This is a genomic window from Sphaerisporangium sp. NPDC088356, from assembly GCF_040685555.1.
In the GTDB taxonomy this organism is placed as follows: Bacteria; Actinomycetota; Actinomycetes; order Streptosporangiales; family Streptosporangiaceae; genus Sphaerisporangium.
The window spans coordinates 18,038-42,834 of the sequence record NZ_JBFBIK010000063.1 but is presented as its reverse complement, the minus strand read 5'-3'; the positions used below and the strand labels follow the sequence as shown (position 1 = coordinate 42,834).

18 protein-coding genes are annotated in these 24,797 nt (G+C 69.5%); 9 read left to right on the top strand and 9 right to left on the bottom strand.

Annotated features, from left to right (window positions below; translation table 11 throughout):
• Positions 1-31: 31 nt before the first annotated feature.
• Positions 32-505, top strand: a complete 474-nt coding sequence (locus AB0O34_RS22650; protein ID WP_363918296.1) for a DUF3291 domain-containing protein — start codon at positions 32-34, stop codon at positions 503-505.
• Positions 506-561: 56 nt separating this feature from the next.
• On the opposite strand, the gene AB0O34_RS22645 is transcribed toward AB0O34_RS22650, so the two are convergent.
• Positions 562-1,560: a winged helix-turn-helix domain-containing protein gene (locus AB0O34_RS22645; RefSeq protein ID WP_363918294.1), complete on the bottom strand. Its 999-nt coding sequence runs from the start codon at positions 1,558-1,560 to the stop codon at positions 562-564.
• 304 nt (positions 1,561-1,864) lie between these two features.
• Here AB0O34_RS22645 and AB0O34_RS22640 point away from each other — a divergent pair, with 304 nt between their 5' ends.
• A complete protein-coding gene (locus tag AB0O34_RS22640) occupies positions 1,865-5,785 on the top strand; it encodes a DNRLRE domain-containing protein (RefSeq protein WP_363918292.1) in 3,921 nt (1,306 codons plus the stop codon).
• 166 nt (positions 5,786-5,951) lie between these two features.
• Here the strand turns inward: AB0O34_RS22640 and AB0O34_RS22635 are convergent, their stop codons facing one another.
• Complete coding sequence (locus AB0O34_RS22635) at positions 5,952-6,143, bottom strand: type II toxin-antitoxin system RelE/ParE family toxin (protein ID WP_363918290.1); 192 nt, start codon at positions 6,141-6,143, stop codon at positions 5,952-5,954.
• A 243-nt stretch (positions 6,144-6,386) separates the two neighbouring features.
• A complete protein-coding gene (locus tag AB0O34_RS22630; protein ID WP_363918288.1) occupies positions 6,387-6,587 on the bottom strand; it encodes a hypothetical protein in 201 nt (66 codons plus the stop codon).
• A gap of 317 nt (positions 6,588-6,904) precedes the next feature.
• On the opposite strand from AB0O34_RS22630, the gene AB0O34_RS22625 reads away from it, so the two are divergent.
• Both AB0O34_RS22625 and AB0O34_RS22620 read left to right on the top strand, forming a co-directional pair.
• Complete coding sequence (locus tag AB0O34_RS22625; RefSeq protein ID WP_363918286.1) at positions 6,905-7,759, top strand: helix-turn-helix transcriptional regulator; 855 nt, start codon at positions 6,905-6,907, stop codon at positions 7,757-7,759.
• Between the two features lie 19 nt (positions 7,760-7,778).
• A complete protein-coding gene (locus tag AB0O34_RS22620) occupies positions 7,779-8,006 on the top strand; it encodes a DUF397 domain-containing protein (protein WP_363918284.1) in 228 nt (75 codons plus the stop codon).
• 78 nt (positions 8,007-8,084) lie between these two features.
• Here AB0O34_RS22620 and AB0O34_RS22615 read toward each other — a convergent pair whose 3' ends face one another.
• The 6 genes from AB0O34_RS22615 to AB0O34_RS22590 all read right to left on the bottom strand — a co-directional run bounded on the left by AB0O34_RS22615 (position 8,085) and on the right by AB0O34_RS22590 (position 21,300).
• Positions 8,085-8,249 (bottom strand): type II toxin-antitoxin system RelE/ParE family toxin, encoded by a 165-nt coding sequence (locus AB0O34_RS22615; protein ID WP_363918282.1) that lies wholly within the window; start codon positions 8,247-8,249, stop codon positions 8,085-8,087.
• A 94-nt stretch (positions 8,250-8,343) separates the two neighbouring features.
• Positions 8,344-8,655, bottom strand: a complete 312-nt coding sequence (locus AB0O34_RS22610) for a type II toxin-antitoxin system Phd/YefM family antitoxin (protein ID WP_363918280.1) — start codon at positions 8,653-8,655, stop codon at positions 8,344-8,346.
• 353 nt (positions 8,656-9,008) lie between these two features.
• A complete protein-coding gene (locus AB0O34_RS22605) occupies positions 9,009-9,275 on the bottom strand; it encodes a hypothetical protein (protein ID WP_363918278.1) in 267 nt (88 codons plus the stop codon).
• The gene (locus AB0O34_RS22600; RefSeq protein WP_363918276.1) at positions 9,275-16,321 is read right to left on the bottom strand and encodes a polymorphic toxin-type HINT domain-containing protein; all 7,047 of its coding nucleotides are present in this window, start codon (positions 16,319-16,321) and stop codon (positions 9,275-9,277) included. The genes AB0O34_RS22605 and AB0O34_RS22600 overlap by 1 nt, the downstream gene beginning before the upstream one ends.
• Positions 16,322-16,373: 52 nt before the next feature.
• The gene (locus tag AB0O34_RS22595) at positions 16,374-19,844 is read right to left on the bottom strand and encodes a LamG-like jellyroll fold domain-containing protein (RefSeq protein WP_363918274.1); all 3,471 of its coding nucleotides are present in this window, start codon (positions 19,842-19,844) and stop codon (positions 16,374-16,376) included.
• A gap of 373 nt (positions 19,845-20,217) precedes the next feature.
• Positions 20,218-21,300 (bottom strand): DUF3866 family protein, encoded by a 1,083-nt coding sequence (locus AB0O34_RS22590; protein WP_363918272.1) that lies wholly within the window; start codon positions 21,298-21,300, stop codon positions 20,218-20,220.
• A 36-nt stretch (positions 21,301-21,336) separates the two neighbouring features.
• Between AB0O34_RS22590 and AB0O34_RS22585 the strand changes: the two genes are divergently transcribed.
• The 5 genes from AB0O34_RS22585 to tatC all read left to right on the top strand — a co-directional run bounded on the left by AB0O34_RS22585 (position 21,337) and on the right by tatC (position 24,794).
• Positions 21,337-22,281, top strand: coding sequence for a WYL domain-containing protein (locus tag AB0O34_RS22585; RefSeq protein WP_363918270.1), 945 nt, complete (start codon positions 21,337-21,339; stop codon positions 22,279-22,281).
• Positions 22,278-23,234, top strand: a complete 957-nt coding sequence (locus AB0O34_RS22580) for a WYL domain-containing protein (RefSeq protein ID WP_363918268.1) — start codon at positions 22,278-22,280, stop codon at positions 23,232-23,234. Before AB0O34_RS22585 ends, AB0O34_RS22580 begins: the two co-directional genes overlap by 4 nt.
• 62 nt (positions 23,235-23,296) lie before the next feature.
• Positions 23,297-23,485 (top strand): hypothetical protein, encoded by a 189-nt coding sequence (locus AB0O34_RS22575; protein WP_363918266.1) that lies wholly within the window; start codon positions 23,297-23,299, stop codon positions 23,483-23,485.
• A 66-nt stretch (positions 23,486-23,551) separates the two neighbouring features.
• Complete coding sequence (gene tatA / locus AB0O34_RS22570) at positions 23,552-23,878, top strand: Sec-independent protein translocase subunit TatA (protein ID WP_363918264.1); 327 nt, start codon at positions 23,552-23,554, stop codon at positions 23,876-23,878.
• A 55-nt stretch (positions 23,879-23,933) separates the two neighbouring features.
• Entirely contained in the window at positions 23,934-24,794 is an 861-nt protein-coding gene (tatC, locus tag AB0O34_RS22565) for a twin-arginine translocase subunit TatC (RefSeq protein WP_363918262.1), read from the top strand.
• The last annotated feature ends 3 nt before the right edge of the window (positions 24,795-24,797 follow it).

The window sequence follows — 24,797 nt, the reverse complement described above, 5'->3', positions numbered from 1 at the left end:
ATAGAAAGGGCCGACGTGGTGTCCTAGGCGCATGCATCTGGCGCAGCTCAACGTCGCGCACATGCGCGCCCCCAAGGAATCCCCCGAGCTTGCCGAGTTCGTCGCGGCTCTTGAGCCCATCAATGCCATTTCGGACGTGGCCCCAGGTTTCGTCTGGCGGCTCAAGGGCGGAGACGACCCCACCGACACCGTGCGGCACGACTACGGCGACCTGCTGTTGATCAACTTCTCGGTATGGGAGTCCCGCGAGACGCTGTGGAACTTCGTCTACCGCACCGCGCACCTGGATTACCTGCGCCGCCGCCGCGAATGGTTCCTCCGCAACGCCGAGCCGTACAGCGTGATGTGGTGGATCCCCGACGGCTACACCCCGAGCCTCGCGGAGGGCATGGAGAGGCTGCGGAGGCTCAGGGCGGAAGGCCCCGGGCCGGAGGCCTTCACCTTCACCGACTTCCACGAGCCGCCGACGGCCGAGGCGGAGAACCTGGCCGGCCAGCCGGCTTGAGCCCTCGTCCGTCGAGGCCCGGCGACTCCGAGGACAACCCGGTGGCCGCTCGGACTTCAGGCGGTCAGTCCGGGGCGGTGGCCGTTGAGCAGGGCGGTGCCGAGCTCGGTGATGGTGTGGATCACCGCCCGGCCGAACCGGTGGCTCGACACGAGGCCGGCCTCGCGCAGCGTGGTGGCCTGCCGGCTCGCGGTGGACGTGGGAATGTCCAGCTGTCGTCCCAGCTCGCCGGTGGTGCAGTCGCCGTGCCCGATCGTCTCGAGGACCTGGGCCCGGGTGGGGCCGAGCAGGTTCGTCAGCGTCGGATGCCTGTCGGGGCTGTCGCCGTGAGCCCAGATCAGGTCGTGCTCGATCGGATAGACCAGCACCGGGGGCAGGTCGGGGTCGCGCAGGGTGATGGGGGTCTGCCTGCAGAAGAACGAAGGCTGCAGCACCAGGCCCCGGCCGTTCAGATGGATGTCGTGGTCGGCCGGATAGGCCAGCTCCAGAGTTGGGAAACTCCACCGGGCCGACGGGTGCAGAGTCGAGAAGACCACGTGCCAGCCGCCCTCGGAGAGCATCCGGAGGCGGCGCGCCCGTTCCTGCGCGACCTGCGCTCGGATGCGCGGCCAGTACGGGGACAGGCACGCGTCGAAGTACGCCCCAGCCGCGTCGGCGACGGCGCCCAGGGGTTCGGACTCGCCCCTCGCCAGGTCGCCGATCCACCCGGGAAGCCGCCGGTTGGGATGCCGCATGGACAGCTCCGACAGGTCCATGCGCAGCCGCTCGCGCGCGGTGCCGCGCAGGGCTTCGATGCCCGCGGCCACCGAGCCCGGTTCCGCGCGAGGGGTGAGGAAGTCGACGGAGTAGCCCCGCGGCGGCACCAGGGTCGTCAGCACGCCGGTGGCCGCGGGCGCCTTGGCAAGGGCCTCATTCTTCCACTGGCGGAAGACGACGGCGTGCTCGCGGCGGCACAACCTGTAGAGGCTGAGGGTGACCTCCCACAGAACGTCGCATTCAGGTGCGATGCGCGTGCGTGCCAGGTCTTCCCCGGTGAAATGAATTCGCAGCACCATGGACCCCCGTTCGACCAAGCTCCCGCAGGACTTACGCGCCCCCCGGGATTGTGCCGACGAAAGGCACCAGCGACAAGTCCGCACTGACCGGAATGTCGTGCATCTGTTAATGACTGGGTGAAGGCCATTTCGCTGTGCCGCTTCCCTCCCTCCTCTTGTCGGCGTGACCAGCGCATTTGCACCCAGATGGAAGGTTCTACGTCCTGACCGGGCGCGCTACCAAGATAGAGCCGTTTCGAGCTCACCGGCTGTCTCGGGACCGCCGGCCGGCGGTCCGTGACGGCCGAGGTAACGAGGGAGCAGAGTGAAGAAGAGGACACGCCGTCATCCGGCCGGCCGCCGCCACGCGGTCACCGGACTGGCGGCGCTGATGATCGCCGGGTCCTTGACCGGACAGATCGCGGGTTCACCGGCCGCGAGGGCGGACGACACCCCGCCCCCGCCCTACGGGGCCGCCGTCGCCCCGGAGCAGGACCGCGTCGCCGCCGCGCCCGAGCCCGAACGGGCGGTGGCCGCGCGGACGGCGAAGGCGCAGGGTGTGCGGGTGGAGGTGGAAAGCGAGAAGACCGACAGCTCGTCGCTCTGGGCCGACCCCGACGGCACTTTCACGCTGGAGACCTTCCCCGGCCCGGTACGCGTGAAGGTCGGCGGCGCCTGGCGTCCGATCGACACGTCCTTGGTCCGTGACGGTCGGGCGGGCCTGCGCCCGAAGCTCACCGGGTCGGATGTGCAGGTGTCCGATGGCGGCGGGAAACCGTTCGCCGAGGTGCGGCGGGCGGATCGCTCGTTCGCCGTCTCCTGGGGCAAGACCCTGCCTCCGCCGCGGATCAAGGGAGACACGGCGACCTACAAGGACGTCGTGCCCGGGGGCGACCTCACGGTGAAGACGCTGCCGAACGGGTTCAGCCACTCGATCGTCCTGCGCAGGCGTCCGGCCGAGCCACTGGAGATCACGTTGCCGGTGGCCACCAAGGGCCTGCGCCTTTCGGAGGCGGCCGACAACGGGCTGAACCTGCGGGACGCGGCCGGCGGCCTGCTGGCGTCCGCTCCCGCGCCCCGCATGTGGGACTCGACGACCGACCCGCGCTCCGGGGAGCCCGTCCACCAGGCCGCGATCGAGACCACGGTCAGGCGGACCGACCACGGCACCGTCCTGGTGCTCAAGCCCGACGCGAGGTTCCTCGCGGACCCGGCGGTGAAGTACCCCGTCACCGTGGACCCCACGAGCACGCTCACCGTGGAGACCGACACCTGGGTGCAGAGTGACATCCCCGACTCACAGCGTGGTTCCACCGAGCTGAAGGCCGGCACCTACGACGGCACCCACGTCGCCCGCTCCTACCTGCAGTTCCGGCACGTCGACGACCTGCGCGGCACGCAGATCACGGCCGCGGACCTTCGGCTGTGGACCTTCTGGTCGTCGGTCTGCGTGGACCCCAGCGCCGGCGTGCAGGCGCGCCGCATCACCGCGGCCTGGGACCCGGACACCATCAGGTACGGCTCGGAGCCGGCCACCACCACCGCCGGCGCCGTCACCACGAAGACCGCCTACGGCGCGGCGAGCTGCCCGCAGGACTTCATGCACTGGAACACCACCGCCATGGCCCAGGCGTGGGCCGACGGCCAGCCGCACTACGGCATTCAGCTGCGCGGCGCGGACGAGAAGGACGCCTCGACCTGGCGGCGCTACTATTCCTCCAACTACGTCTCCGGTGCCCAGGGCGAGAAGGAACCCGCGCTCAGCGTCACCTTCACCTACAAGCTCGGCACCCCTTCGGGGCTCGACGTGGCCCCCAGGGCCTCCTCGGACCCGGCGGTCAACACCGTCGCCAGCCTCACGCCCACCCTGTCGGCCAAGGCGACCGACCCGGCCGGGAAGCCGCTGGACTACACCTTCGAGGTGACGAAGGCGGGCGACAGCGACGTGATCGCCACCGGAGGCCCCAAGGCGGTGGCCTCCGGCGCGACGGCCACCTGGAAGATGCCCGCGAACGTCCTGCGGAACCCCGGCGCGTACCGGTTCCGGGTCAAGGTGATGAGCCAGACCGGCGCCAGTGGGTGGTCGGCATGGACGCCCCTCGCGACGGACGTGCCGAAGGTGCCCGCCGGCCTCGCCACGGGCACGAGCGACCCGTCCGCCGTAGTGCTGTCGGGCGTGGTCTCGCGGCCCTCGGGCGAGACGCTGACCGCCAGGTTCTACCTGTTCGACGGCGCCGGCGCCGTCGTGGGGGCGAGCCCCGCGGGAACCAGCACCGTGCAGAGCGGGCAGCGCGCCGCCCTGAAGGTCTCCCCTGACCTGCTCACGCCAGGCGCCGTCTACAAATGGCAGATGGAAGCCTGCGCCGGCTCCACCTGCAGCGCCCGGACCGCGCCCCTCACCTTCACCGCCCCGCGACCGGCGGCGGAGAAGCCCACCCAGACCACGACCCTCGACGCCGGCGTGCTGACCATACGCGCCGCCAGGACGGGGTCCGGCGACTGCGGCGGGAACGCCTGCCCGCTGCAGAACGCGGGCGCGTTCCAGCTGGGGGGCGGCCGGATCTCCATGTTCAAGGCCGATCTCGGCGCCATCCCGGCCGGAGCGGAGATCAGCTCGGCGACGCTCGACCTCGGCGCTCCCACCTGCGCCGGCACCTGCCCCGCCACGGTGAAGGTGTCGGCGTACGAGCTGAGCGACGACCTCGCCGCCGACGCCTCGGGCACCGACGCCTCCGCCAAGCTGCTGGAGGAGCCGTTCGCGGAGGCGGACCTCGCCGACCCGAAGATCGACATCACCGGCTCGGCGCAGGGAGACCGCCAGGACGGCCAGGGCTTCGCGGAGCTCGCCCTGCGAGCCTCCGACCCGTCGGCACCGGAGGTGACCTTCGGCTCGGCGACCATCACGGTCGCCTATGTCCGGCCCGCCGTGCCGGGAACCGCGCAGAACGTGAGCGTGCGCCCAGGGGACGGCGGAGCGCTGGTCACCTGGGGCCCGCCGTCAGAGGCGACCGGTGACACGCGGGTCACGGGCTTCGACCTCGAAGTCGTCAGCGGCTCGGGGAGTGTCGTCAAGACGCTGACGCCGGCCGAGCCGAGGGCTGTGGTCACCGGACTGACCAACGGGTCCGCCTACACCTTCCGGGTGCGGGCCAAGAACGACCAGGGCAGCGGCGCCTGGAGCACCACCGCGGCCGTCAAGCCGCAGGCCGTCCCCGACCGTCAGGAGTACATCGACGCGGTCGCCCAGTATCTGGACAGCCGGGAAGGCGTCGTCGAGGGACGCTTCACGAGCGCCTCGGACGCCATCGGCGGGCACACCCAGGGCTACCGGTTCGAGTCGCTCCTCCAGGCGGACGAGCAGGCGCTCCTGGCCGCCAAATCCGAGGCCGACGCCGACGGAGGCGCACAGGAAAGCTCCACCACCACGCTGAGCGACCCGCTGGTCTCCCTGTCCTCCGACGGCGCCACCGTGACCGTCCGCGTCACCGTGCACCAGTCCCGCGTCGTACGGGACCCGACGGGGGAGAAGACCACCGGAGAGGAAGACAATCCCGCGGACTACTCCTTCAACGTCGTCATCACAGGTCAGGGCCTGCGCCCGGATGGATCCGCCGACGGCCTGGCGGGCCGGACGGACGGTGACGGGGTCGACTCCCAGGTCTACCCTGAGGGCTCGATCACGGCGGACATGGAGGAAGACCTGACCGTGGCAGAACCCGCCCCGGCCCCCGAGGGCACCGTCTCGGTCAACTCCGTGAGCCCGTCCGGCATCGCCGGCTGGGCGCGGAGGAACTGGAACAGCCACGAGGAGTACGGCCACAACGACTGCACCAATTTCGCTTCCAAGGCGCTTCGATTCGGCGGCGGCGCCAGGGAGATCCGCAACTACGGGAGGACGGCCGCGCAGAAGCGCGCCAACCTGAACAACTGGTTCTGGGCGGCGCCCACCGGCAAGGACTCGCTGACCTTCCGCATCGTCACCAACAGCATGAGTCACATGAGCAACCGCCACCGGATCCAATGGCGCTCCACGTTCTCCGAGGTGCGCGTGGGCGACATCATGTACTGGGACTTCGATCCGTGGCTCCACGACGGGCCCGAGCACATGACGATCGTCACGAAGAAGACGGCCTCCAACGAAAGAGGCATCTTCTACACCGCACACAGCAACAAGAGACTGGACGCGAGGGTCTCCAGCGTGAAGGAGAGCGGCACGCACATCGGCTACGCGAGGCTCGTCGTGTGAGCGGCATCGCAACGGCCACCCCGCGACCTCTCCGCGGAAGCCTCTGATCCCCCCTCCCACCTGGGCACCCGGTCCACCCACCGGGTGCCCTGCCCCGTTCGCCAATACATCGGACGACTCCCAGCGCATCGGGTGAATGTGCGGCCTATCTGGCCGTGAAACCAGCTCACCGAGTGTGGTAGACGTCGGCGCGGTGGTCGATTCGCACGACGTGGACGACTCTCGTCGCATCGTCGATCCGATAGACGGTCCGGTACGCGCCGCGTCTGGCGGAATGGTAATCGCTCAGCTCGCGAGTAAGGGGCTTGCCGACTCGTTGAGGGTTGTCCAGCAGTGGGCCCGTCAGAAATTCGGCCACCGCCCTCGCAACCTCCAACGGGAGTCCACGTGGAGGACCTTCGACGAGGGCGCGCCGCGCCCAAGGTGCCAGCGACAAACCGTACGCGTCGTCGCTCACGCCTCCGCCTGCTCAATGCGTGCCCGCTCGGCCGTCATAGTCACCGCCGGTAAGATGTACTGACGGTTGCGGGCTGCCCCAGGTGAGCGGGCCCGATGATGAGCCGACCGCAGCCGGGCGCGGGCCCGACTGTGACAGTTGCCGTCAGCGGCGGATCTCAGGGTCCAGCCAGACCAAGTGTAGGCCGAGCCGGTCCGCCAGCCGCTCGGAGCTCGACCAGCACCCGTGAGGCCGGCCCTTCACGGTGATCGTCGCCGCCGTACCGCCGGGCAGCTGCACCCCGTACAGCTCCACCCCGCCCTCGTCTCCCTGCTCGTCGTCGGCGTCACGCAGCAACGCGAACAACCGCGCCCGCTCCTCCACCCTCAACCGAGGTACGGCCGCACATTCCCCGCCTGCGTCGTGATAGACAGTCGGCAGGCTGGAATCGGGTCGCTGATCCATCGGGTCACCCCTTTCTCCGGCACCCCGGCCGGGACGGGCACAGCCATCGCACGCCAACCCGTCCCGGCCTCTTCGCATTCTGTGATCACACTCCGTGATGCGAGTGTCACAGAAAGAGTGGCACCAACTCTGAACATGTGCAAGATTGGCTTCAGTAGAAAATGCGAATGACCAATATTGCTTACTATGCCCGATTAGGGCCATAGGGTGGTGACATCATGGGTGCCAGAAAAGGGCCGACACTTCGTGCCCAGTGGCTGGGCAAACAGCTGCGTGAACTACGCGAAGCGGCCAAACTCACCCTGAGAGATGCCGGAGACTACATCCAGCGTGACCAGTCGTCGCTCAGCCGCATGGAGCAGGGGATCACGCCTATGCGCGTCCCCGACGTCCTTACCCTGCTCAACCTCTACGGCGTGAGTGATGTCAATCTCCGCGACGGACTCGAACGCCTCAGCCGCGAAATCTGGCAGAAGAGCTGGTGGGATGGTTACGCTGGCGCGTTCACGGGCCGCATCATCGATCACGCTTGGTTGGAGTCCCGGGCCATCGAACTACGGTCGTACGACGCGATGGTGATTCCAGGGCTGCTCCAGACCCGCGAGTACGCCGAAGCGGTGATCCGCGCGGCAGACCCGAACAAGCCGCAAGAGCGTATACATATCTGGGCGGAGTTCCGGCTGAACCGGCAGCAGGTGCTCAGCCGAGATGAGCCTTTGCGACTCTCGGTGCTCCTCGACGAGGCGGTACTGCATCGAAGAGTCGGTGGCAGGGACGTGCTTCGCGGTCAACTCCAGCACCTCATCAAGGCGGCAGAGGGTCCGAACATCAGCATCCGCGTCCTGCCCTTCGACGCGGGCGCCAGCGCCAGCCCGGAAGGACCCTTCACGATCTTCAACATGCCTGAGCCCTACCCAGATGTCGCGTACATCGAGACACGAGCAGGCGCGATCTACGTCGAAGGAGACGACATGGAACGCTTCGCGCAGGCGTACGATTGCCTGCAAAAGGCCACACTCGCGCCCGACGACTCCATGGCACTGATCACGGCCGCAGCAGAAGATACAACCTGACCAAACGGAGGCAACCAGCATGGCCACCCCCGAGGAGCTGGCCAATGTCGCCTGGCACATCAGCACCAAAAGCGCCAATGGCGGTGGAGAGTGTGTCGAAGCAGGGCCACTGGCCGACGGCACCGAGCGTGTCGCCGTACGCCACAGCCACCACCCCGACCGCGAGGTCATCCTCTACACGCGCGGCGAATGGCAAGCCTTCATCGCCGGCGCCAAAGCCGGTGAATTCGACTTCTTCGCCGGCTGACCACTCGCTCGCACTGCCCGGATCGGCTCAAGGTGGCTCAAGGTGGGTGATGCTCAGCGAGTGTGGTAGGCGTCGGCGCTATGGTCGATGCGTAACGTGAACGACCCGTGTGGCCCCGTCGATGCGGTAGACGACCCTGTAGGCACCGCGTCTGGCGGAGTGGTACTTGCTTGGTTCCCGTGTGAGGGGCTCGCCGACTCGCTGAGGGTTGTCCAGGAGCAGGCCCGTCAGAAATTCTCTCACCGCCGTCGCCACCGCCAGTGGCAGTCCCCGTGGGGGCCTTCGACGAGCGCCCGGCGCGCCGACGGCGCCAGCGACAAAGCGTACGCTTCGTCGCTCACGCGTCCGCCTGCTCGATGCGCGCCCGCTCGGCCATCAGGCGGCGCAACTCATCAGCGCCAATCGCTTCACCGCGGGAGATCTCGGTCTCGGCCGCGCGAATCTCTTCGTACGCTCCTGGAGTTGACAGCAGATCCAAGGTCTCTTCCAGTGCCTCCAGATCGGATACCGACATGATGACCGCCTCTGGGCAGCCGTTACGCGTGATCACCACACGTTCGTGAGTGTCGCGGACCTCATCCAGCACCGCGGACAGCCGTTCTTTGGCATCAGCCAGTGGAATCGTCGTCATGACCAGAATTGTCGTCACATCCGCCGTACGCTCCTGGTTGTTCCTCAGCCTGTCCTGGGAAAATCTGGACCTCGACAAGGCCCCGGTCACAGGAAGTTCCCAGCGATGTCACGTCACCTGGTGCCCCAAGCGGATCTTGAACGTCCTAGCCCTGTGTCCACAGACGACCAATGACGCCATGGGTTCGACCGCCTGATTAGTTCATGGGGTGAGCGCTACCCTGACACGGTAGAGGCCACTGGTTCAATCCCGGTATCGCCGACCAGCACCGAATCCCCAGGCCGGAATGCCTGGGGATTCCGCTTTGCGAAGTTCCTCCGGCAGACGGCCCAGCTTTCACCTTGAGACCCCGCGCCTACATCGCCCGGCGTCTACGCTTCTTCCACTTCTTTAGCGGGATCCAAAGATTGCGGCGTGTAACACGCAGGCTCACCATCGAAGCCATCCCAATACACCCAGAGACGTCCACACTTTGGGCAACGGAACATCGAACTACATGCCCGATAGACCTCTTCCGCCTCGACCAACCCCTCGAAGTCATCGAACCTGGGATCCGAAATGATCTTCCATTCGAGCGGATTGGGGATGGCGCCACTGGTGGTGATGATGTGTTGGCAGATGCATCGGATCTTGGCCATCAGGGCATCAGCACGACTTCGCCGACGCGAGCACCGATCCCGGCGAGCCGGATGTGGATGTTGGCGAGCTGCTCCGCGACAACGCTGGTTTCCGACAGATCGACGATCACACCGCCACCATGGACCTGACTTCCCTTCGACGCTACCGAGCTGACGATCCTGCCGACATTTCCCGTCTTCGGAGTGTAAACATCCCAGTTCGCCCCATTGACCAGCAAGTCGCTCGTCCCGCCTTCTGCCCGCGTTCCAACCGGATCTCTTAGAACCACTCTATTGCCGCGAGAGGCCATGTACTCCGCAGCGCGGGTTTCGGAAGCGGACGGGTTCGCTGCGGAAACCCTGAGCGACCCAAGGTTTGGACCTGCGATGATGTCACAGTTGTGCACGAGAACGGGGCTCGTGCCGGCTTTTATGTAAAACGTGTGGAAGTCGGCGACGGTGAGGTCGTGGACGGTGGGGTGGCCCTGCCGGGCGGTGGCTGCGACGACGTCCAGGGGCTTGCCGTCGGGCATCTGGAGGCGGTCGGCGCTGGTGAGTTGGTCTGCGCGGACCCAGGTGTGGTGCTTGGCGTCCCAGAACAGGTGGTGTTCGGTGGCGAGGATGACGCCGGTGGCGTTGCCGCGCTTGCCGTCGGTGTCGACGGTGACCTGGACGAGGTTGACGTAGGCGAGACCTGAGTAGGCGGCGAGGACGACCTTGGCCGTGGTCTTGCCGGTGGCCGGGTCGGTGGCGAGGACCTTGTCGCCAGTCTTGATCTTCTCGATCGCCTTGTACGTGCCGTCGGCGAGCTTGACCTTGGTTCCGGCGACGAAACTGTTGCAGCCCCTGGGACCGCCCCCTGTCGACCGCGGGCCTTCCCCGCCTCGCGCGGCTCCCTTGGCCGTCGCGCCCCCGGCGGCTTCGGCGTCCTCCGCGGCGCCGCCCAGACGTCCGATGGCCGCCTTTGCCTTCCCCGCCGCTTTGCCCACCGCTGCTGTGACGGCTCTGCCCGCCGCCGTGGTGGCGAGCTTGCCTATGGCGGCGGCCGCCGCCTTGCCCACGGCGCCGCCCGCCGCTCCGATTACGGCTCCTACGGCCGCCGCCTTGAAGGCTCCGCCGGCGCTCCACTCGTCGCGTGGTGTGGAGACCAGGTAGCCCGCGAGGTTGCCGGCGGCTCCGCCGGCCGCGGCGCAGCCGATGCTGCCGGCGCCTGCCGTGGCCGCCTCGCAGCCGACGGTGACGACGACAGCGACCGTGACGTTGACGATGGTGGCCTTGTGCTGGTTCCAGAAGTTCCTGGCCTTGCAGCCGAAACTCCAGCGTCCACAGTGGGGCGGGTTGTACGGCGGGGGCGGGGGCGGTGTGGCCCGCTCCTGGGCGCCGCAGTCGACGCAGCCGCTGTTGTACTTCTTCCCCCAGTTGCAGGGGTTGTTCTTGTACCAGCCGCACTGGGCGCCACCGTCGAGCGTCAGGCCGGTGGGGTCGGAGGAGGTGACCGGGCTGTTGTCGGCGTAGGCGTAGCCGTTCCAGCTCTGGGGGTCGGAGTCGTCGAAGACGGGGTCGACGGAGATGAACCGGCCGGTCTCGGCGTCGTATTCGCGTGCGCCGAGGTGGGTGAGCGCGGTGCTGGTATCGATGGTCCCGCCGACGAAGCCCCTCTCCCCCGGCCAGTACGCCGGTGAGGGACCGCGCATCTGCCCGAACGGGGTGAATCGGCGGCGGGTGGTCGCCTGCGTGCCGGTGTCGTCGACCGAGGTGTCGGCGCTGCCGTGGTGGTCGGCTCCGAGCCAGGTCACTCCCTTGGTGGTGCGGGTCGCGATGGTCTGGCCGGCGTGGGCGTAGTAGCGGGTCGCGGTCTTGGCGCCGGTCTTGGTGTCGAGCCGGATCTCCATTCCCGCGACGTACAGGGTGGTGGAGGTGGGGTCGCGGCGGATGAGTCGGTCACCGCCCGCGTCGTAGACGAACGTGCTGACGCCCGAGGGGTCGGTCGACTTGGCGAGGTGGCCTTCGACGTCCCATTCGAGGGTGCGGCCGTCTCCGCGTTCGGTGGTGTTGCCGGCCTGGTCGTAGGCGTAAGTGTCGGTCTGGCCGTTCCGCGTGCCGCCCTGGAAGGAAACCGAGGTGAGGGTGTGCGGCTGGGGATTGCCGGCGCCGGCGTAGGTGAAGTTCTTGGTGACGTCGCCGGCCGGGTCGTGGTCGACTTCCTTGGTGCGGTTGCCCACGACGTCGTAGGAGAAGGACTGCCAGTACGGGGCGGGTCCGCCGACGATGGCCTGTGAGGGGTCGGCCGCGGCGCAGCCGTCGGTGGCGGTCCAGGCCTCGGTCAGGCGCTGCAGGTGGTCCTGCTTGAAGCACTGCACGTCGGCGGGTTGCCCGGAGGGCGTGTCGGCGATCTTGGTGATGTTGCCGGACGGGTCGTAGGTGTAGTTGGTGTCGGCGACCGAGATGGGGGCGGTCTCCCGCTCGTACAGGGACCGGGTGAGCCGGTTGGTGCCTTCCTCGTAGAAGTTGGTCTGCTTGACCCGCTTGCCGCCGGTGGACAGCGTCATGTCCAGGACCTGGCCGAGCTTGGAGTACGTCGTCGAGGTAACGTAGTCGGTCAGGCCGCGCGTCGTGGTCGGATTGCCCTGGTCGTCGTAGTCGTACAGCATCGTCTCGCCGAGCAGGCCTCCGGCGGCGGGGAGTACGGTGCGGTGGACGGTGCCGTCAGGGTTGTAGTCGGTGCTGGTCTTGTACGTGCCTTGCAGTCCGCCCTCGGCCGCGGGGATGACGGTCTGGGTGCCGGTGGGCCGGTAGGCCTGGTCGTAGCCGGTGACGGTGCTCGTGTAGGCGTCCAGCGTGCCCGTGGTCGCGTTCTTGACGTACCGCGTGGACGAGGCCGGCTGGCCGTTGACGACCGTTCCGTCGGCCAGCTTGTCGAACGTCCACTCCGCCAGCTTGGTGCCGCCGGCCGAGGTGCCCGCGTACTCGGCGGTCTTGCGGCCGAGCGCGTCGTAGGTGAAGAACAGGCTCTTGCCGCGGGCGTCGGTGGCGGTCTGCAGCCAGTCGGTCTTGTCGTCGTAGGTCAGCTTGGCGGTGCCCTTGTCAGGGTCGTCGAGCTGGACGAGGCGGCCGCGCAGGTCGTAGTGGTAGGCCCAGACGTTGCCCGCTGTGTCGGTGATCGTGGCAGGCTGCCCGGTGCGGGTGTAGGTGTACTTGGTGGCGTCGTACTCACCGGACGGGCCGTCGCCCTTGTACTGCCGGACCTCGGTGGTCTCGCCCTGCGCATTGACGATCTTGGTGACCGGTGTGGAGCCGACCGGCGGGTCGACGCTCGTGCGGTCGCCACCGTAGGTCGTGGTGGTGCGCCACTGCTCGGTGCCGCGCTTGCGGAAGATCTGCGCGGTCGGCCACTCCATGCCGTTGTAGACAGTGACGTTCTGCCCGGGCACGTCGTCGTCGCTGGCCGGGGTCCACAACGCGGTGCCCGGCGCGCCTTCGGTGTAGTAGCCCTGGTTGGTCTTGGCGACCAGGCCGCGCGTGTCGTAGAAGGTGTCGTCGACCACCCGGCCGCCGCCGGGGGCGGGTTGCTGGGTCTGCCGGGCCCGTAGCAGGCCGTCGTACAGCGCGTACCCGGTGGTGTAGTTGGTCCCGTCGTTGCGCAGCGTCGAGGTTGAGACCGCCGTCGGCCCGTCCGTGCGGATCTGGTAGCCGAACTTCATGTTCGGAAGCGACCCATACGTCGCCTTCGCGTGGCCGGGCAGCCACACCCCGGTCAACCGGCCGAGCGGGTCGTACGCCAGCTCGGCGCGCCGGCCGTTGGGGTCGGTCGTCGCCGTGGCCAGGCCCCAGGCCGGCTCGATCTCGGTCTTGCTGAGGTGGCCGAGCGCGTTGGTCTCCTGCTTGAGGGTGAGCGGACCGGTGGCCGGGGCGTAGGAGGTGGTGGTCTTGGTGCCCTGGGCGTCGGTCACCACCAGCGGCCGGCCGTACACGTCGAAGGTGGTGGTCCCGGCGGACACGTACTGCGGGCCGCCGTTCCACGAGCCGAGCTTCTCGGTCTTGGTGACATCGCCCTTGGACGGGGCGGCGCCGAACGCCTTGCCGTCGTAGTACTTGCGCACGTCGGAGACCACGTCGGCCGGACGGTCGGGCGTGGCGGTGCAGGCCTTGGTCACGGTCTCCACGCGCGAGGCGTAGGAGACCATCCACCGGGTGGCGTCCCGGACGTACGTGGTGCGGACGCACTGGTCGTCGTCCGGGGTGGACTCATCGCCGAGGTCGCTGACCTGGGTGGGCTGGCCGTCGCCGTTGTAGTCGGTGTCGGTCATGGTGCGCCGCCATCCGCCGGCGGCGAGCGCGGTGCGGGTGGCGACCTTTTCGGGCCGCACCATGTTTGCGGTGGTGGTGCCCCATGAGCGCACCCGCTTGCCGGTCTGCTTGACCCAGTAGCCGGTGATGGTCCCGGCCATCGCCGGTCCGCCGGGGCCGTCGTGGTGGATCTCCTCCCGGATCTGGCCCTGCAGCGCCTCCGCGTCGGTGACGGCCGTTCCCTCGGAGTCGGTGACCTTCGCGTCTCTGGTGCCGCCGCCGGACAGCTCGTCGCCGTCCATGCCGCGGAAGTAGGTGAACTCGGCCTGGGAGCGCTGCTCGGCGGGGTCGCCGTGCAGCACCCGCACCTTGCCGTAACCCCGCCACTGCGACCAGGTCTTGTACTTCTCCTTGGTCAGCCCGTCGTCGTCATCGTGATGCCACGCCCCGCCGCCGAGGTACTCGTAGGAGTCGACCACGTCGGGAGCTCCGCCGGTGCGGTCGATCTGCCGCACCTGGGTGACCACGTACTTGTGGAACCAGTCGATCTTGGGCGAGGTGGCGCCCTCAGGAGACCAGTACTGCGGGTAGCAGCGCCGGGTGTTCGAATCAGGCTGCGGGGTGTTGCCCGCCGTGCAGTCCTCGTCCGAGTAGGTCACCGACAGCGCGCCGCCGGTCTCGTTGTCGATCGCCGAGATGCGCCACTTGGTGAGCGGCGGCCGCCCCTCCAGCGCGTCCACCCGGTTGGGTTTCTGCACCCCGGCGAACCTGACGTCCGGCAGGGACGCCGACCCGCCGACCTTGCCGGTGTGCTGGATGCCCGCCAGCCACACCGTGGCGGCCGTGCCATCACCCGGGGCGCGCATCTCCTGGTTCAGCGTCCAGACGTCTACGTCCTTGTAGGTGCTGCCCGAGACCAGCACCTGCGTGGTCACCGACGCCAGCCGCTTGCGCGTCCAGAACGTCGGCGAGTAGATGTCGGTGCACTTCTCACCGGAATCGCATTTCTGGTCGTAGGGGACGTCCGGCCAGTACTTGGCGTTGTCCTTGGTGAACTTGCTCGCCGCGCAGTCGAAGGAGGAGGTGGCGATGCACCGCTCCTGGGCCTCGAAGGCGACGCGCGCGGGCGCCGAGGAGGAGAAGATCGCGTCGGAGCGCTGGCCGTAGTCGATGCGCTTGAGATAGCCGCCACGGGTGTACACGGTCGGCGTGCCGTTCGGCACCCCATCGGTCAGCGTGGTCACATCACGCCGGTAGTAGTTGGTCTCCGGGGTGTACCAGAAGGTGCTGACCGTGCCGTGCGGGTCCACGACGTAGTCAAGGTTCCACCGCCACGCCTGCTGGCACCAGGAGTCGGAGAACCCGCTGTCCTTGTGACACGGTTCCCCGGAGTCGTCGCCGAAGACCGGCACCGTCCAGGTCGACTGCGTCTCGGCCTTGCCGCTCGCCCAGCCGGGCAGGTGGTTGAGGCCGAAGTAGTACTGCGTGCCGTCCGGCGTGGTCACCCGCCAGTGCTCGCCGTCGTTGTCCCCGTTGTCGGCCCCGGTGAGCCTTTCGACCTTGGCGCCGTCGTCGTCGGCCGGCTGCCAGGTGCCCGTCGCGTCGTCCAGCACAAGCTCGGTGGCCTGGCCGTTCAGCGACATGGTGGCGTTGTGGTTGCCCCAGCACTGGTCGGCGCGCTTGGGCGTCACCCCGTCGTCCGCGCACTGCTTGTACTTGCGCTCGATGAAACCCGGCCAGTAGTCGAAGCCCTCCCCGATCCACGAGGCCTGGTTGTTGACCGCGACCGTACGGCCGTCGACACTGCCCGAGGAGTACCCGAACCCGATGTTCGGAGTCGGGCCCCCCGGGGTCGGCGGCAGCCGCAGCGGATAGGACCAGGAGAACGCCCCGCTCTGGTTGCTGACGCTCCACGTCGCCGAGGGGGAGAGCGAGGTCGCCTCGTAGCTGCCCGCAGACCCCGACGGCGCCGCCACGGCGGCCAGCGTCATCGGAGCCGCCGAGGCGAACTCGACGTCGGCGGCCAACCGCCCGGCCTTGACATCGTTGTGGGTCACTAGGGGCGTCCGGGTCTGGCACTCGGGCCGCTCCGGGGTCGTCGCCGCGCAGTCGGGCAGCCGGACCAGCCGCAGCCGCGACCCCCAGTCACCGCCAAAGGCGTACCGGAACCCCGAATAGTCCACCTCGACCGCCATACGCGCCGGGCCGGACGGGCTCGCCTGCGGCGTGAGCCGGAGCCCGAGGCCGTTGATGCCCGATGCCCCCGCCGCGCGCGCGTCCAGCGTCCGCACCTGGACGGCCGGTACGGCCGCGAGCGCGGTGCCGGCCGCTCCCTGCGCGACCGGGGCCTCGCCGTTCCCCGGCGTCGCCGACGTGGCCGGGGCCTCGCCGTCTCCCCGCGTCGCCGAAGTCGCCGGGCCCAGCCAGACCGGCAGCCGCCCCGCCCTGACCTTCGCCGCGTCTCCGGGCCCGATGGCGTCCCGCGTCGCGGCCGGGCCCGGAGATGTCGTGGTAGCCCCCGCCTGCGGGAGCTTGACCACCGCCGTTCCCGGCGCCGGCCAGGCCACCGGGGGCGCCCCCTTCAGGTCGTACTTCGCCCCCGGGTCCGCGAGGGGCGCCCGTGCCGTCACGGCATGGCCGGGTACGGGTTTCTGCTGCTGCGCCTTGTGCCATCCGGGATCGTCGGTCGCCTGGGCGGCCACCGGGCTGAGCAGCGTGGTGGGCACCACGACGGCCAGCAGTCCGGCGACCATGGCCAGGCCTCGCCAAGAACCGAGCACGGCTTTCCTCCGAGGGGGGTGGTGATGCGTCAACGAACGTCGGTCGAGAGGTCTAGCCGTCTATGGGGAGGCCCATGGCGAGGTTGACCACCTGGCGGTCGGTCAGGGCGCCGGCGTAGGTGCGGACGTCGTCCACGTCTCCCGCGAAGTAGTCGGTGAAGGCGCCCTTGTACTTGACCCTGCCGATCTCCAGGCCGCCGCTCGCGTGCCAGCCGGTCGAGGGCCGTTGGTCGGCGAGCTGGCCGTTGACGTAGAGCCGGATCTGCCTGGCGACCTCGTCGTACACCCCGGCCACGTGGGTCCAGGTGTTGATCGCCGAGCAGTCGATCGGGTCGGCGGATTTCGCCACCGTCATCGTCTCGGAGTCGGTGTCGTCACTGGCGGTGGAGAACCCCCAGCGGGACACCTTGACCCCGTTCTCGGTGTAGATCCGGTAGCTGAGGTAGAAGCCGCTGTTCCTGGTGCCGTCCTGGCCGAGGATGGTCATCACCCGGGCGGGCAGCGCGCAGGTGTCGTCGCCCGCCAGGCGCACCCGGGCCGCCACGGCGTAGCTGTGGTCGGTGCGGACGGGGGCCGCCGCGGTCGAGGCGTAGGCCGTGGTGCCGTTGAGGCTGAGCACGCCCGCGCCGTCGAAGCCGTCGTCGGACCAGCCCGCGCCGCCGTTGAGCGTCGCGGTCCTGCCATACCCGGAGGAGTCGGCGGCGGTGGTGCCCGTCCCCTCGTCCAGCTTCCACAGGCCCAGCTCGGCCGGGGGCTGCTTGGCCATCGCGGCGATCTCGTTGCCCAGCGCCGGGTCGTTCACCGTGCGCGGGTCATCCGACAGGATCCGGTCCCACACCTTCACGTCGTCGAGGTCGCCGGCGAAGTTCTCGTAGAAGGCGCTGTGCCACTTGACCCGCCCGAGCTGCAGGGGGCCGGTCGCGTCCCATGGCGTGTACGGGTAGGCGGCGGGGGCCGACTGGAGCCTGCCGTTGACGTACAGCCGGAGCTGCTTGCCGGGGGCGTCGTACACGCCGGTCAGGTGGGTCCACACGTTGAGCTGCGGCTCGCTGTCACCCAGCGCCCGGATGATGGTGTCGGAGTCGGTGTCGGCGTCGTACTTGTTGAAGATCCATCGCTTGTAACTGGAGGAGTAGTAGAGGCTGAAGCCCGAGCCGTGCGTGCCCGACTGGCTCACCACCGTGGCGTTCTTGGAACCGTCGCTCAGCCGGGCCCAGGCCGAGACCGTCAGGCCCCGGTCGGTGTGCACCACCGGGCCGGCCGTGCTCCCGTACCCGGACGTCCCGTCGACGCGGACCGCGCCGCCCACGCGGCCACCGGTCCATCCGGTGCCCCCGGCCAGCGTCACCGGATGGGGCGTCGCCGCCGAGTCGGCCGCCGTCGTGCCCGCGGTCTCGTCCAGACGCCACTGCCCGACCGGGTCGGCGCCCGCCTTGACGTAGAAGCTGTACACGGCGGGCGTCTTGCCGACGTTGCCCGCCTTGTCGACGGCGAAGACGTACAGGGTGTTGAGCCAGTCGTGACGGGGCGCGATCGGCAGGACGGCCGCGGTCTGCCCGGCGGGGATCGTGACCTGCGTCGCGGGAGTGGCCAGGGCCGGGTCCTCCAGCGCGAACCTGAACGCGGTCACGTCGGTCTCGCCGTCGCCGGGGGCGAAGGTGAACGTGCCCGCTCGCCCCACGCCGCCCTGCCAGTCGTCGGGCGTGCCGGCCGGATAGTCGGTGGAGGCGACCTTCGGCAGCGTGGCGGGGTCCACGGTGTCCACGGTGAACTCACACCACTTGCTCCACGCGCTGGAGTCGGTGCCGTCGTAGGCCTTCACCTTGTAGGAGTAGCTCTGGCCGTCGACCAGGTTGGACAGTGTGATCGAGTGGTCGGTCGCCGTGGTGGTGTACTTGTAGGCGGTCTTGCCCCCGCCGGGCAGCGTGGAGGTGACGTCCTCCCAGGCGCCGGTGGCGGTGTTGTAGTGGTTCATGACGAACTCGGCCCGCACGCCGTCGTTGGCCTTGTCCGGGTCGTAGATCTTCGCCTTGAGCTGGAGCGGGCTCTGCGCGTCGCCGGCGTTGACCGAGGGCCTGCCCGTCCCCGTGACGCAGGGCGTTCCTGGGTAGGTGCCGACGCCCGAGGGCGCCGACGGCGGGGTGTTGTAGTCGACGACCAGCTTCGGCGCGCTGCTGAACCCCTTCCACCCCCAGGTGCTGCTGCCGGTGTCGTCGTAGTCCTTGAGCCCGAACGTCGTGTTCGACCAGCCGCCCTTGGCCGCCTTGACGATCGCGCCGGTCACGTCGAACTCGATGCCCTTGTCCGGGCACGAGGAGCTGTAGCCGGCGTCGGAGGCGACGCTGTCCAGGTGGTCGATCCAGGACGGCTGATGGCTCCAGTTCGTCGAGCCGGAGATCCCTCCGGTGAGCCACAACTCGACGTTCTGCGGGCTGGAGGTACACCCCCACGACTTGACCTGGGTGATGCGGAACGTCGCCTTCAGGATGTGCTTGCCGTTGACGTTGTCGGAGTCCATCCGGAAGAACGACCGCTTGATCCCGCTGCCGTAGTTACCGGCCTCCGGCATGTGGCTGGAGTTCCAGTACTCCTGGCTCGCGAACGCCCGGTCCACGTACGTCCACGCCTGCTTGGACCCCGACCACTGCGGGTCGATGTACACCGGGTAGGTGGTCCCCGAGCCGGTGAGCAACCCGGCATCCGGGGTCAGCACGACCTCGCCCGGCGTGGCCTCCACGCCCATCACCGCCTGCCGGCCGTCGACCTTCGGCTGCGCGGCCAGCGGACGGGCCAACAGGGTGCCCGAGGAGTCCCACATGCGCGGCGCCGGGGAGTGGAACACCGTCGCCCCGCCGTCGGTGACCGCGCTCAGCCCGCCGGTCTCCGTCCTGCGCACCGACACCCCGGTGCCACGCGTGCCGAACCGGATCTTCGCCAGCGCCGGGTTCGCCGCGGCCTCCCTCGTCTTCACCACCAGGACCTCGGAGTAGCCGAGCACCGAGGCGGTGACCTTCAGGTCCACCCCGGGCAGCACCGAGCCGTAGGTGGCGGTGTCCTTGTCCAGCACCGGCTTCGGCAGCGTGCCTGGCCAGGTCATCGCCACCGAGCGGCCGTCCTGGCCGATGGTCGCCAGCGGGGCCGTCCCGCCGCCGGAGAACGCCAGGTCGAGCGGTGTGGCGACCGGCCGCACGGTCCCATCGGGGGCGAAGGCCAAGGTCGTGTCGACGTCGGCCCAGCCGGTGCCCCGCCGTACCCGCTCGGGCAGCGCCGCCATCTCGGAGGTGAAGCCGCCGTCGGGGTTGGCGAACACCTGCCGGGTCTCGGTACGCAGCGACAGCACCTCAACCCGGTGCCCCGAGGTACGGGCCTGACGCGCGGCGGTCTGCTCGGTCCACGCCGGCGGGTCGGCCGTTGCCGCCGCCGCAGGGGTCGCGGTCCCGATGGCACCGCCGGCGGTGAACGAACCGGCCAACAGTGACATGACCACGGCGAGGACCACTCCACGGGGGGAACGGCGGCGCATCGAGCCTCCAGAGAACCTGTGTGATCCGCGTTTCACGGAGTGCTCATCGGTTCCGCCGGGCCCCGAGGACGGATGCGGGCCCAGGGCATCCACGCCACATCGCCGGTAGTGCCGGTGAGCGAAAATCGACCACCATTGTCAGCGCGGGTCACCCAGGCGGCATAAATGCTTGCATCTCAGTGCAAATCCCTAGGTCACGGGCGTACGACCATGCATAGAACCGGCACGGTACCGAGCACCGGGCCTTATGTCATGAGGTCCCCACACCGCGATTCCCGCGCCTCGGCCGGGGTCACCGCCGTCGCGGGTCAGGGACGCGGGAAGTTCCTGACCCACGTCCGGCTCCAGCCGCGACGACGCGGAGACACGGTCCTCAGGAGAGGAGGGAGGCGGCGTGGCGGCCGGCGGCGGCTGAGGCCAGGAAGCCCGCCAGGTCTTCGGTCAGGCCGCGGCCCATTGTCGACAGCTTCACGGGGCTCTGCCCGAGCATCTCTTCCAGGCCGTCCACCGGCACGCTGACCAGCTCGTGGCGCGCGGCGAGCTCGGCGGCCTGCGCCGTCACGCGCCGGCCGAACGCGCCGGGCAGCTCGGGGACCACCACCTGGGCGGGCGCGAGCGCCACGCGGCCGTAGGCGGTCAGCGAGTGGTGGGAGACCCCGATGTGGCGCTCGCGGAGATCGCCCTCGCTGACCCTGAGCGCCCCCACCGGCCGGCCGCCGAGCACCGCCGCGGCATTGAGGGCCTCGCCCGCCGACACCCCGGAGAAGCCCCAGCGCGTGCCGGTGCCGAGGTTGCCCGGGCCCTGGGTCACGATCGCGACGTCGGCCGAGAGCACGTGCCGGGCCGCCAGGAGCCCCGTATGAACGGTGACCGCCTCCACGTCGCCCCCGAAGGACTGCCCGGTCGTGACGACCCCGCACAGCCAGCCGATCTCGCGCAGCCGCGCGGCGGACATGGAGAACCAGCCCGGCAGCGCCCCGCCGTCGAGCATGACGTAGGCGACCCTCGGCGCCGCGGAGGGGCGCGAGCCGTACAGGCCGCACAGGATCGCGGGAAGGGCCGAGTGGAGGTCGGCGACGATCACCGGCATGCCCTCGATCGAGTCGGCGTCGCGCAGCGTCTCGTGGTAGGGGGAGTCCTGCTCGTCGGCGCCCAGCACGGTGGCCTGCAGGGGCGTGTATCGTGCCTTGACCAGGTGCCCCGGTCCTTCGGGATCTTCGGGATCTTCGGGCAAACGGTCCGGCACGGCCACTACCATGGCGTAACCTCCCGTACCGAGGCCCATGGCGAGCGCGGTCGTGTTCAGCAGCACCGTGTCGCCGGGTTCGGGACGTCCTACCAGCGGGGGGTAGGCCAGCGCCCGGCACTCCCCCTCAGGGAGGGTCACGTCCAGTTCCACCGCGCCCGGCCACTCGCGCCGGACCGAAAGCACCTCGCCCTTGCGCCATCTGATCACGGGGCAAGGGTAGCGTCACCTGAGAAGGGAGGCCCGATGTCCCGCCGGAAGACCGAGCGGCTGCTGAACCTGGTCATCTGCCTGCTGGCCACGCGCCGCCCGCTCAGCGCGGAGCAGATCCGGCACGCCGTGCCGGGCTACGACGCCGGCAACGACGAGGCCTTCCAGCGCATGTTCGAGCGCGACAAGAACGAGCTGCGCGAGATCGGCATCCCGGTGGAGGTCCATCGCGACCCCTGGGACGACGAGCCCGGCTACCGCATCATGCGGCAGGCCTACGAGCTGCCCGAGATCACGCTGGAGGCCGACGAGGCCGCCGTGCTCGGCCTGGCCGCCCAGGTGTGGCAGCGGGCCAACCTCGCCGAGGCGGCGAGCGGCGCGCTGCTCAAGCTGCGCGCCGCCGGGGTGCAGACCGACGAGGCCGCCGCCGGGCCGCTGGAGCTGCGGGTGGACACCCGTGACCCCGCCTTCCCCGCCCTGTGGGAGGCGGTGCGCGACCGCAGGGTCGTCCGGTTCGACTACCGCGCCGCCGGCAGCGAGGTCCTGCTGACCCGCACGGTGGAGCCGTGGGGCGTGGTCAGCCGGCGTGGCCGCTGGTACGTCGTCGGCCACGACCGCGAGCGCGACGCCCCCCGGGTCTTCCGCCTCAGCCGCATCAGCGGGTCCGTCGTGCCCGTCGGGCGTGCGGGGGCGGTGAGCGTGCCCGAGGGGGTCGACATCCGCTCGATGGTCGGCCACCGCGACAGCCTGCTACCCGAGCGGGCCGCCACCGTCCGCGTCCGCGAGGGCACCTGCCAGTGGCTCCGCCAGGTCGGTGCCGTGAGCCCGGGCGAGGACGGGTGGGACATCGTCACGCTGGACTTCGCCGACCCCGAGTGGCTCGCCGGGTCGATCGTCGCGTTCGCGGCCGACGCCGAGGTGCTCGACCCGCCGGACGTCCGCGACGCGGTCATCCGCCGACTGAAGGGAGCGCTGGCGTGAGCACAGCCGACCGGTTGCCCCGGCTCCTCGCGCTGGTGCCCTACCTCATGTCCCACCCCGGGGCGCAGGTGCCAGAGGTGGCCAAGCTGTTCGGGCTCACCGAGAAGCAGCTCGTCGACGACCTGCAGCTGGTGTGGATGTGCGGCTTGCCCGGCCACACCCCCGGCGACCTCATCGACGTCTCCTGGGACGGCGGCGAGATCCTCATCGACAACGCCGAGACCATCGCCCGCCCGCTCCGCCTCGGCATCGACGAGGCGAGCGCGCTGCTGGTCGCGCTGCGCATGCTGGCCGAGCTTCCCGAGTTCGAACAGGGCGACGTGCTGGCCCGGGTGATCGCCAAGCTGGAGGGCGCGGCGGGCGAGGGCGCCGCGGCGGTCAGCAGCCAGGTGGCCTTCGAGCTGGACGCCGCCCCCGACGCCATGGCCACGGTCAGGGCCGCGCTGCGCGCCGGGCGCCGGCTGTCCCTGCGCTACTACGTCCCGGGGCGCGACGAGATCACTCCGCGCGAGGTCGACCCCACACGGCTGGTGATGGCCGACGGCCGCTCCTACCTGGAGGGCTGGTGCTACCGCGCCGACGGCATGCGGCTGTTCCGGCTCGACCGCATGGTCGGCGTCGACATGCTCGACGTGGCCGCCGACCCGCCCGCCGGGGCCGAGCCGATCGACGTCGCCGACGGGGTGTTCCGTCCCTCGCCCACCGACGAGCTGGTGGAGCTGGAGCTGACCCCCGCCGGTCGCTGGGTCGCCGAGTACTACCCGTGCGAGGAGGTCACCGAGCTGGGGGAGGGGCGCCTGCGCGTCACCCTCCGCGCCCGCGACCAGGGCTGGCTCGTACGGCTGGCGCTGCGCCTCGGCGACGGCGGGCGGGTGGTCTCGCCGGTGTCACTGATCGACCGGGTGCGCGAGGAGGCCTCCGCGGCGCTCTCCCGGTACGAGTCGGTCTCCTGATCCTCGCGAGGACCTCCTCCGGGGTAGGTCGTCACGACCTGCCTTCGATAGAGTTCCAGGCCATGATCTGGATCTACGTGGCGGTGGGCGTGGGTGTCGCCGGGCTGGTGCCGCTGGTGGTGCTGGGGGCCCGTGTGCTGGTGGCCATGCGTGGGCTGGCACGTGAAATCGACAGGGCCACTACCCGTCTGGAGCCCGTCCAGGGGCGGCTCAGCGCGGCGATCGGCGCATCGGGCGGGCGGGAGGGGTGAACGAAGTGGTGGCGGCAGCGTACGATCGAGCTTGAGATTGCACGTCGCTCGGCGTAAGGATGTGTCATGCCTTCACTTGGTCCCATGGAATGGATCCTCATTCTCCTGGTCCTCGTCCTGCTCTTCGGTGCCAAGAAGCTTCCGGACACCGCTAAGGCGCTGGGCCAGTCGCTGCGGCTCTTCAAGAAGGAGACCACCAAGCTCCACGAAGAGGACGAGGTCAGGGCCGCCCAGTCCGCCACCGCCACCCCTCAGCCGGCCCCCGCTCCGCAGCAGTCCCTCCCGCCGGTGACGCCCTCGGTCGAAGACCGGCTGCGCGTCCTCGAGGAGGAGAACGCCCGGCTGCGCAACGCCCAGGCCGCGGCCGCTCCCAAGGATCAGGGCTCCGTCTGACGCGAGCCGCTGACCTGACCGCCCCCCTCAGACCAGGACTAGATCAGGACCTCGGATGGCATTGCTGAAACGGTCAAGCCCGGCGGGCGACGGCGCGGCCGCCTCCGACGTGGACGGCCGCATGTCGCTCATGGATCATCTCCGTGAGCTGCGGAACCGCCTGATCAAGGCCATCCTCGGCCTGACCCTGGGCACAGCGGTCGGTTTCATCTTCTTCGACCGGCTCTGGGTCTTCATGACCGGGCCCTACTGCCGGCTGCCCGCCGCCCACAAGCTCAAGGACGGCGCGTGCACCCTGGTCGTGCAGGGGGTGTTCGAGGGCTTCATGGTGAACCTCCAGGTCGCCCTCATGTTCGGCGCGATCGTCTCCGCGCCGATCTGGCTCTACCAGATCTGGGCGTTCGTCACCCCTGGCCTCTATCGCAACGAGCGGCGCTACTCGCTGTCGTTCCTCGCGATCTCGGTCCCGCTCTTCGCCGCGGGTGCCGCGCTGGCCTACCTCACGATGGACAAGGGCCTGTCGCTGCTGCTCGGCTTCGCCCCCGGCAACGTCATCCCGCTGATCAGCATGGACCAGTACGTCGGGTTCATGATGGCCATGCTGGTGATCTTCGGGCTGTCGTTCGAGATCCCGCTGCTGCTGGTGTTCCTCAACCTGATCGGCATCCTGCCGTTCCGCCTGGTCAGCAAGCACCAGCGCATGGTCATCTTCCTGATGTTCGTGTTCGCGGCCGTGGCCACGCCGAGCCAGGATCCCATCACCATGCTGGCGCTGGCGCTGCCGATGGTCGGCATGTTCCTGATCGCCGAAGTCATCATGTACTTCCACGACCGCAAGAAGGACGAGCTGGAAGCGCAGCACCAAAGGGAGATCGAGGAGGAGCTGGACGGCCCCGCCGCCCGCACTTCCGAGTAGTCC

Bases quoted from the DNA above. Each gene is read 5' to 3' on its own strand.
- AB0O34_RS22650 (WP_363918296.1), top strand. From the start codon at position 32: ATGCATCTGGCGCAGCTCAACGTCGCGCACATGCGCGCCCCCAAGGAA.
- AB0O34_RS22645 (WP_363918294.1), bottom strand. From the start codon at position 1,560: ATGGTGCTGCGAATTCATTTCACCGGGGAAGACCTGGCACGCACGCGC.
- AB0O34_RS22625 (WP_363918286.1), top strand. From the start codon at position 6,905: ATGGGTGCCAGAAAAGGGCCGACACTTCGTGCCCAGTGGCTGGGCAAA.
- AB0O34_RS22620 (WP_363918284.1), top strand. From the start codon at position 7,779: ATGGCCACCCCCGAGGAGCTGGCCAATGTCGCCTGGCACATCAGCACC.
- AB0O34_RS22605 (WP_363918278.1), bottom strand. From the start codon at position 9,275: ATGGCCAAGATCCGATGCATCTGCCAACACATCATCACCACCAGTGGC.
- AB0O34_RS22595 (WP_363918274.1), bottom strand. From the start codon at position 19,844: ATGCGCCGCCGTTCCCCCCGTGGAGTGGTCCTCGCCGTGGTCATGTCA.
- AB0O34_RS22585 (WP_363918270.1), top strand. From the start codon at position 21,337: ATGTCCCGCCGGAAGACCGAGCGGCTGCTGAACCTGGTCATCTGCCTG.
- AB0O34_RS22575 (WP_363918266.1), top strand. From the start codon at position 23,297: ATGATCTGGATCTACGTGGCGGTGGGCGTGGGTGTCGCCGGGCTGGTG.
- tatA (WP_363918264.1), top strand. From the start codon at position 23,552: ATGCCTTCACTTGGTCCCATGGAATGGATCCTCATTCTCCTGGTCCTC.
- tatC (WP_363918262.1), top strand. From the start codon at position 23,934: ATGGCATTGCTGAAACGGTCAAGCCCGGCGGGCGACGGCGCGGCCGCC.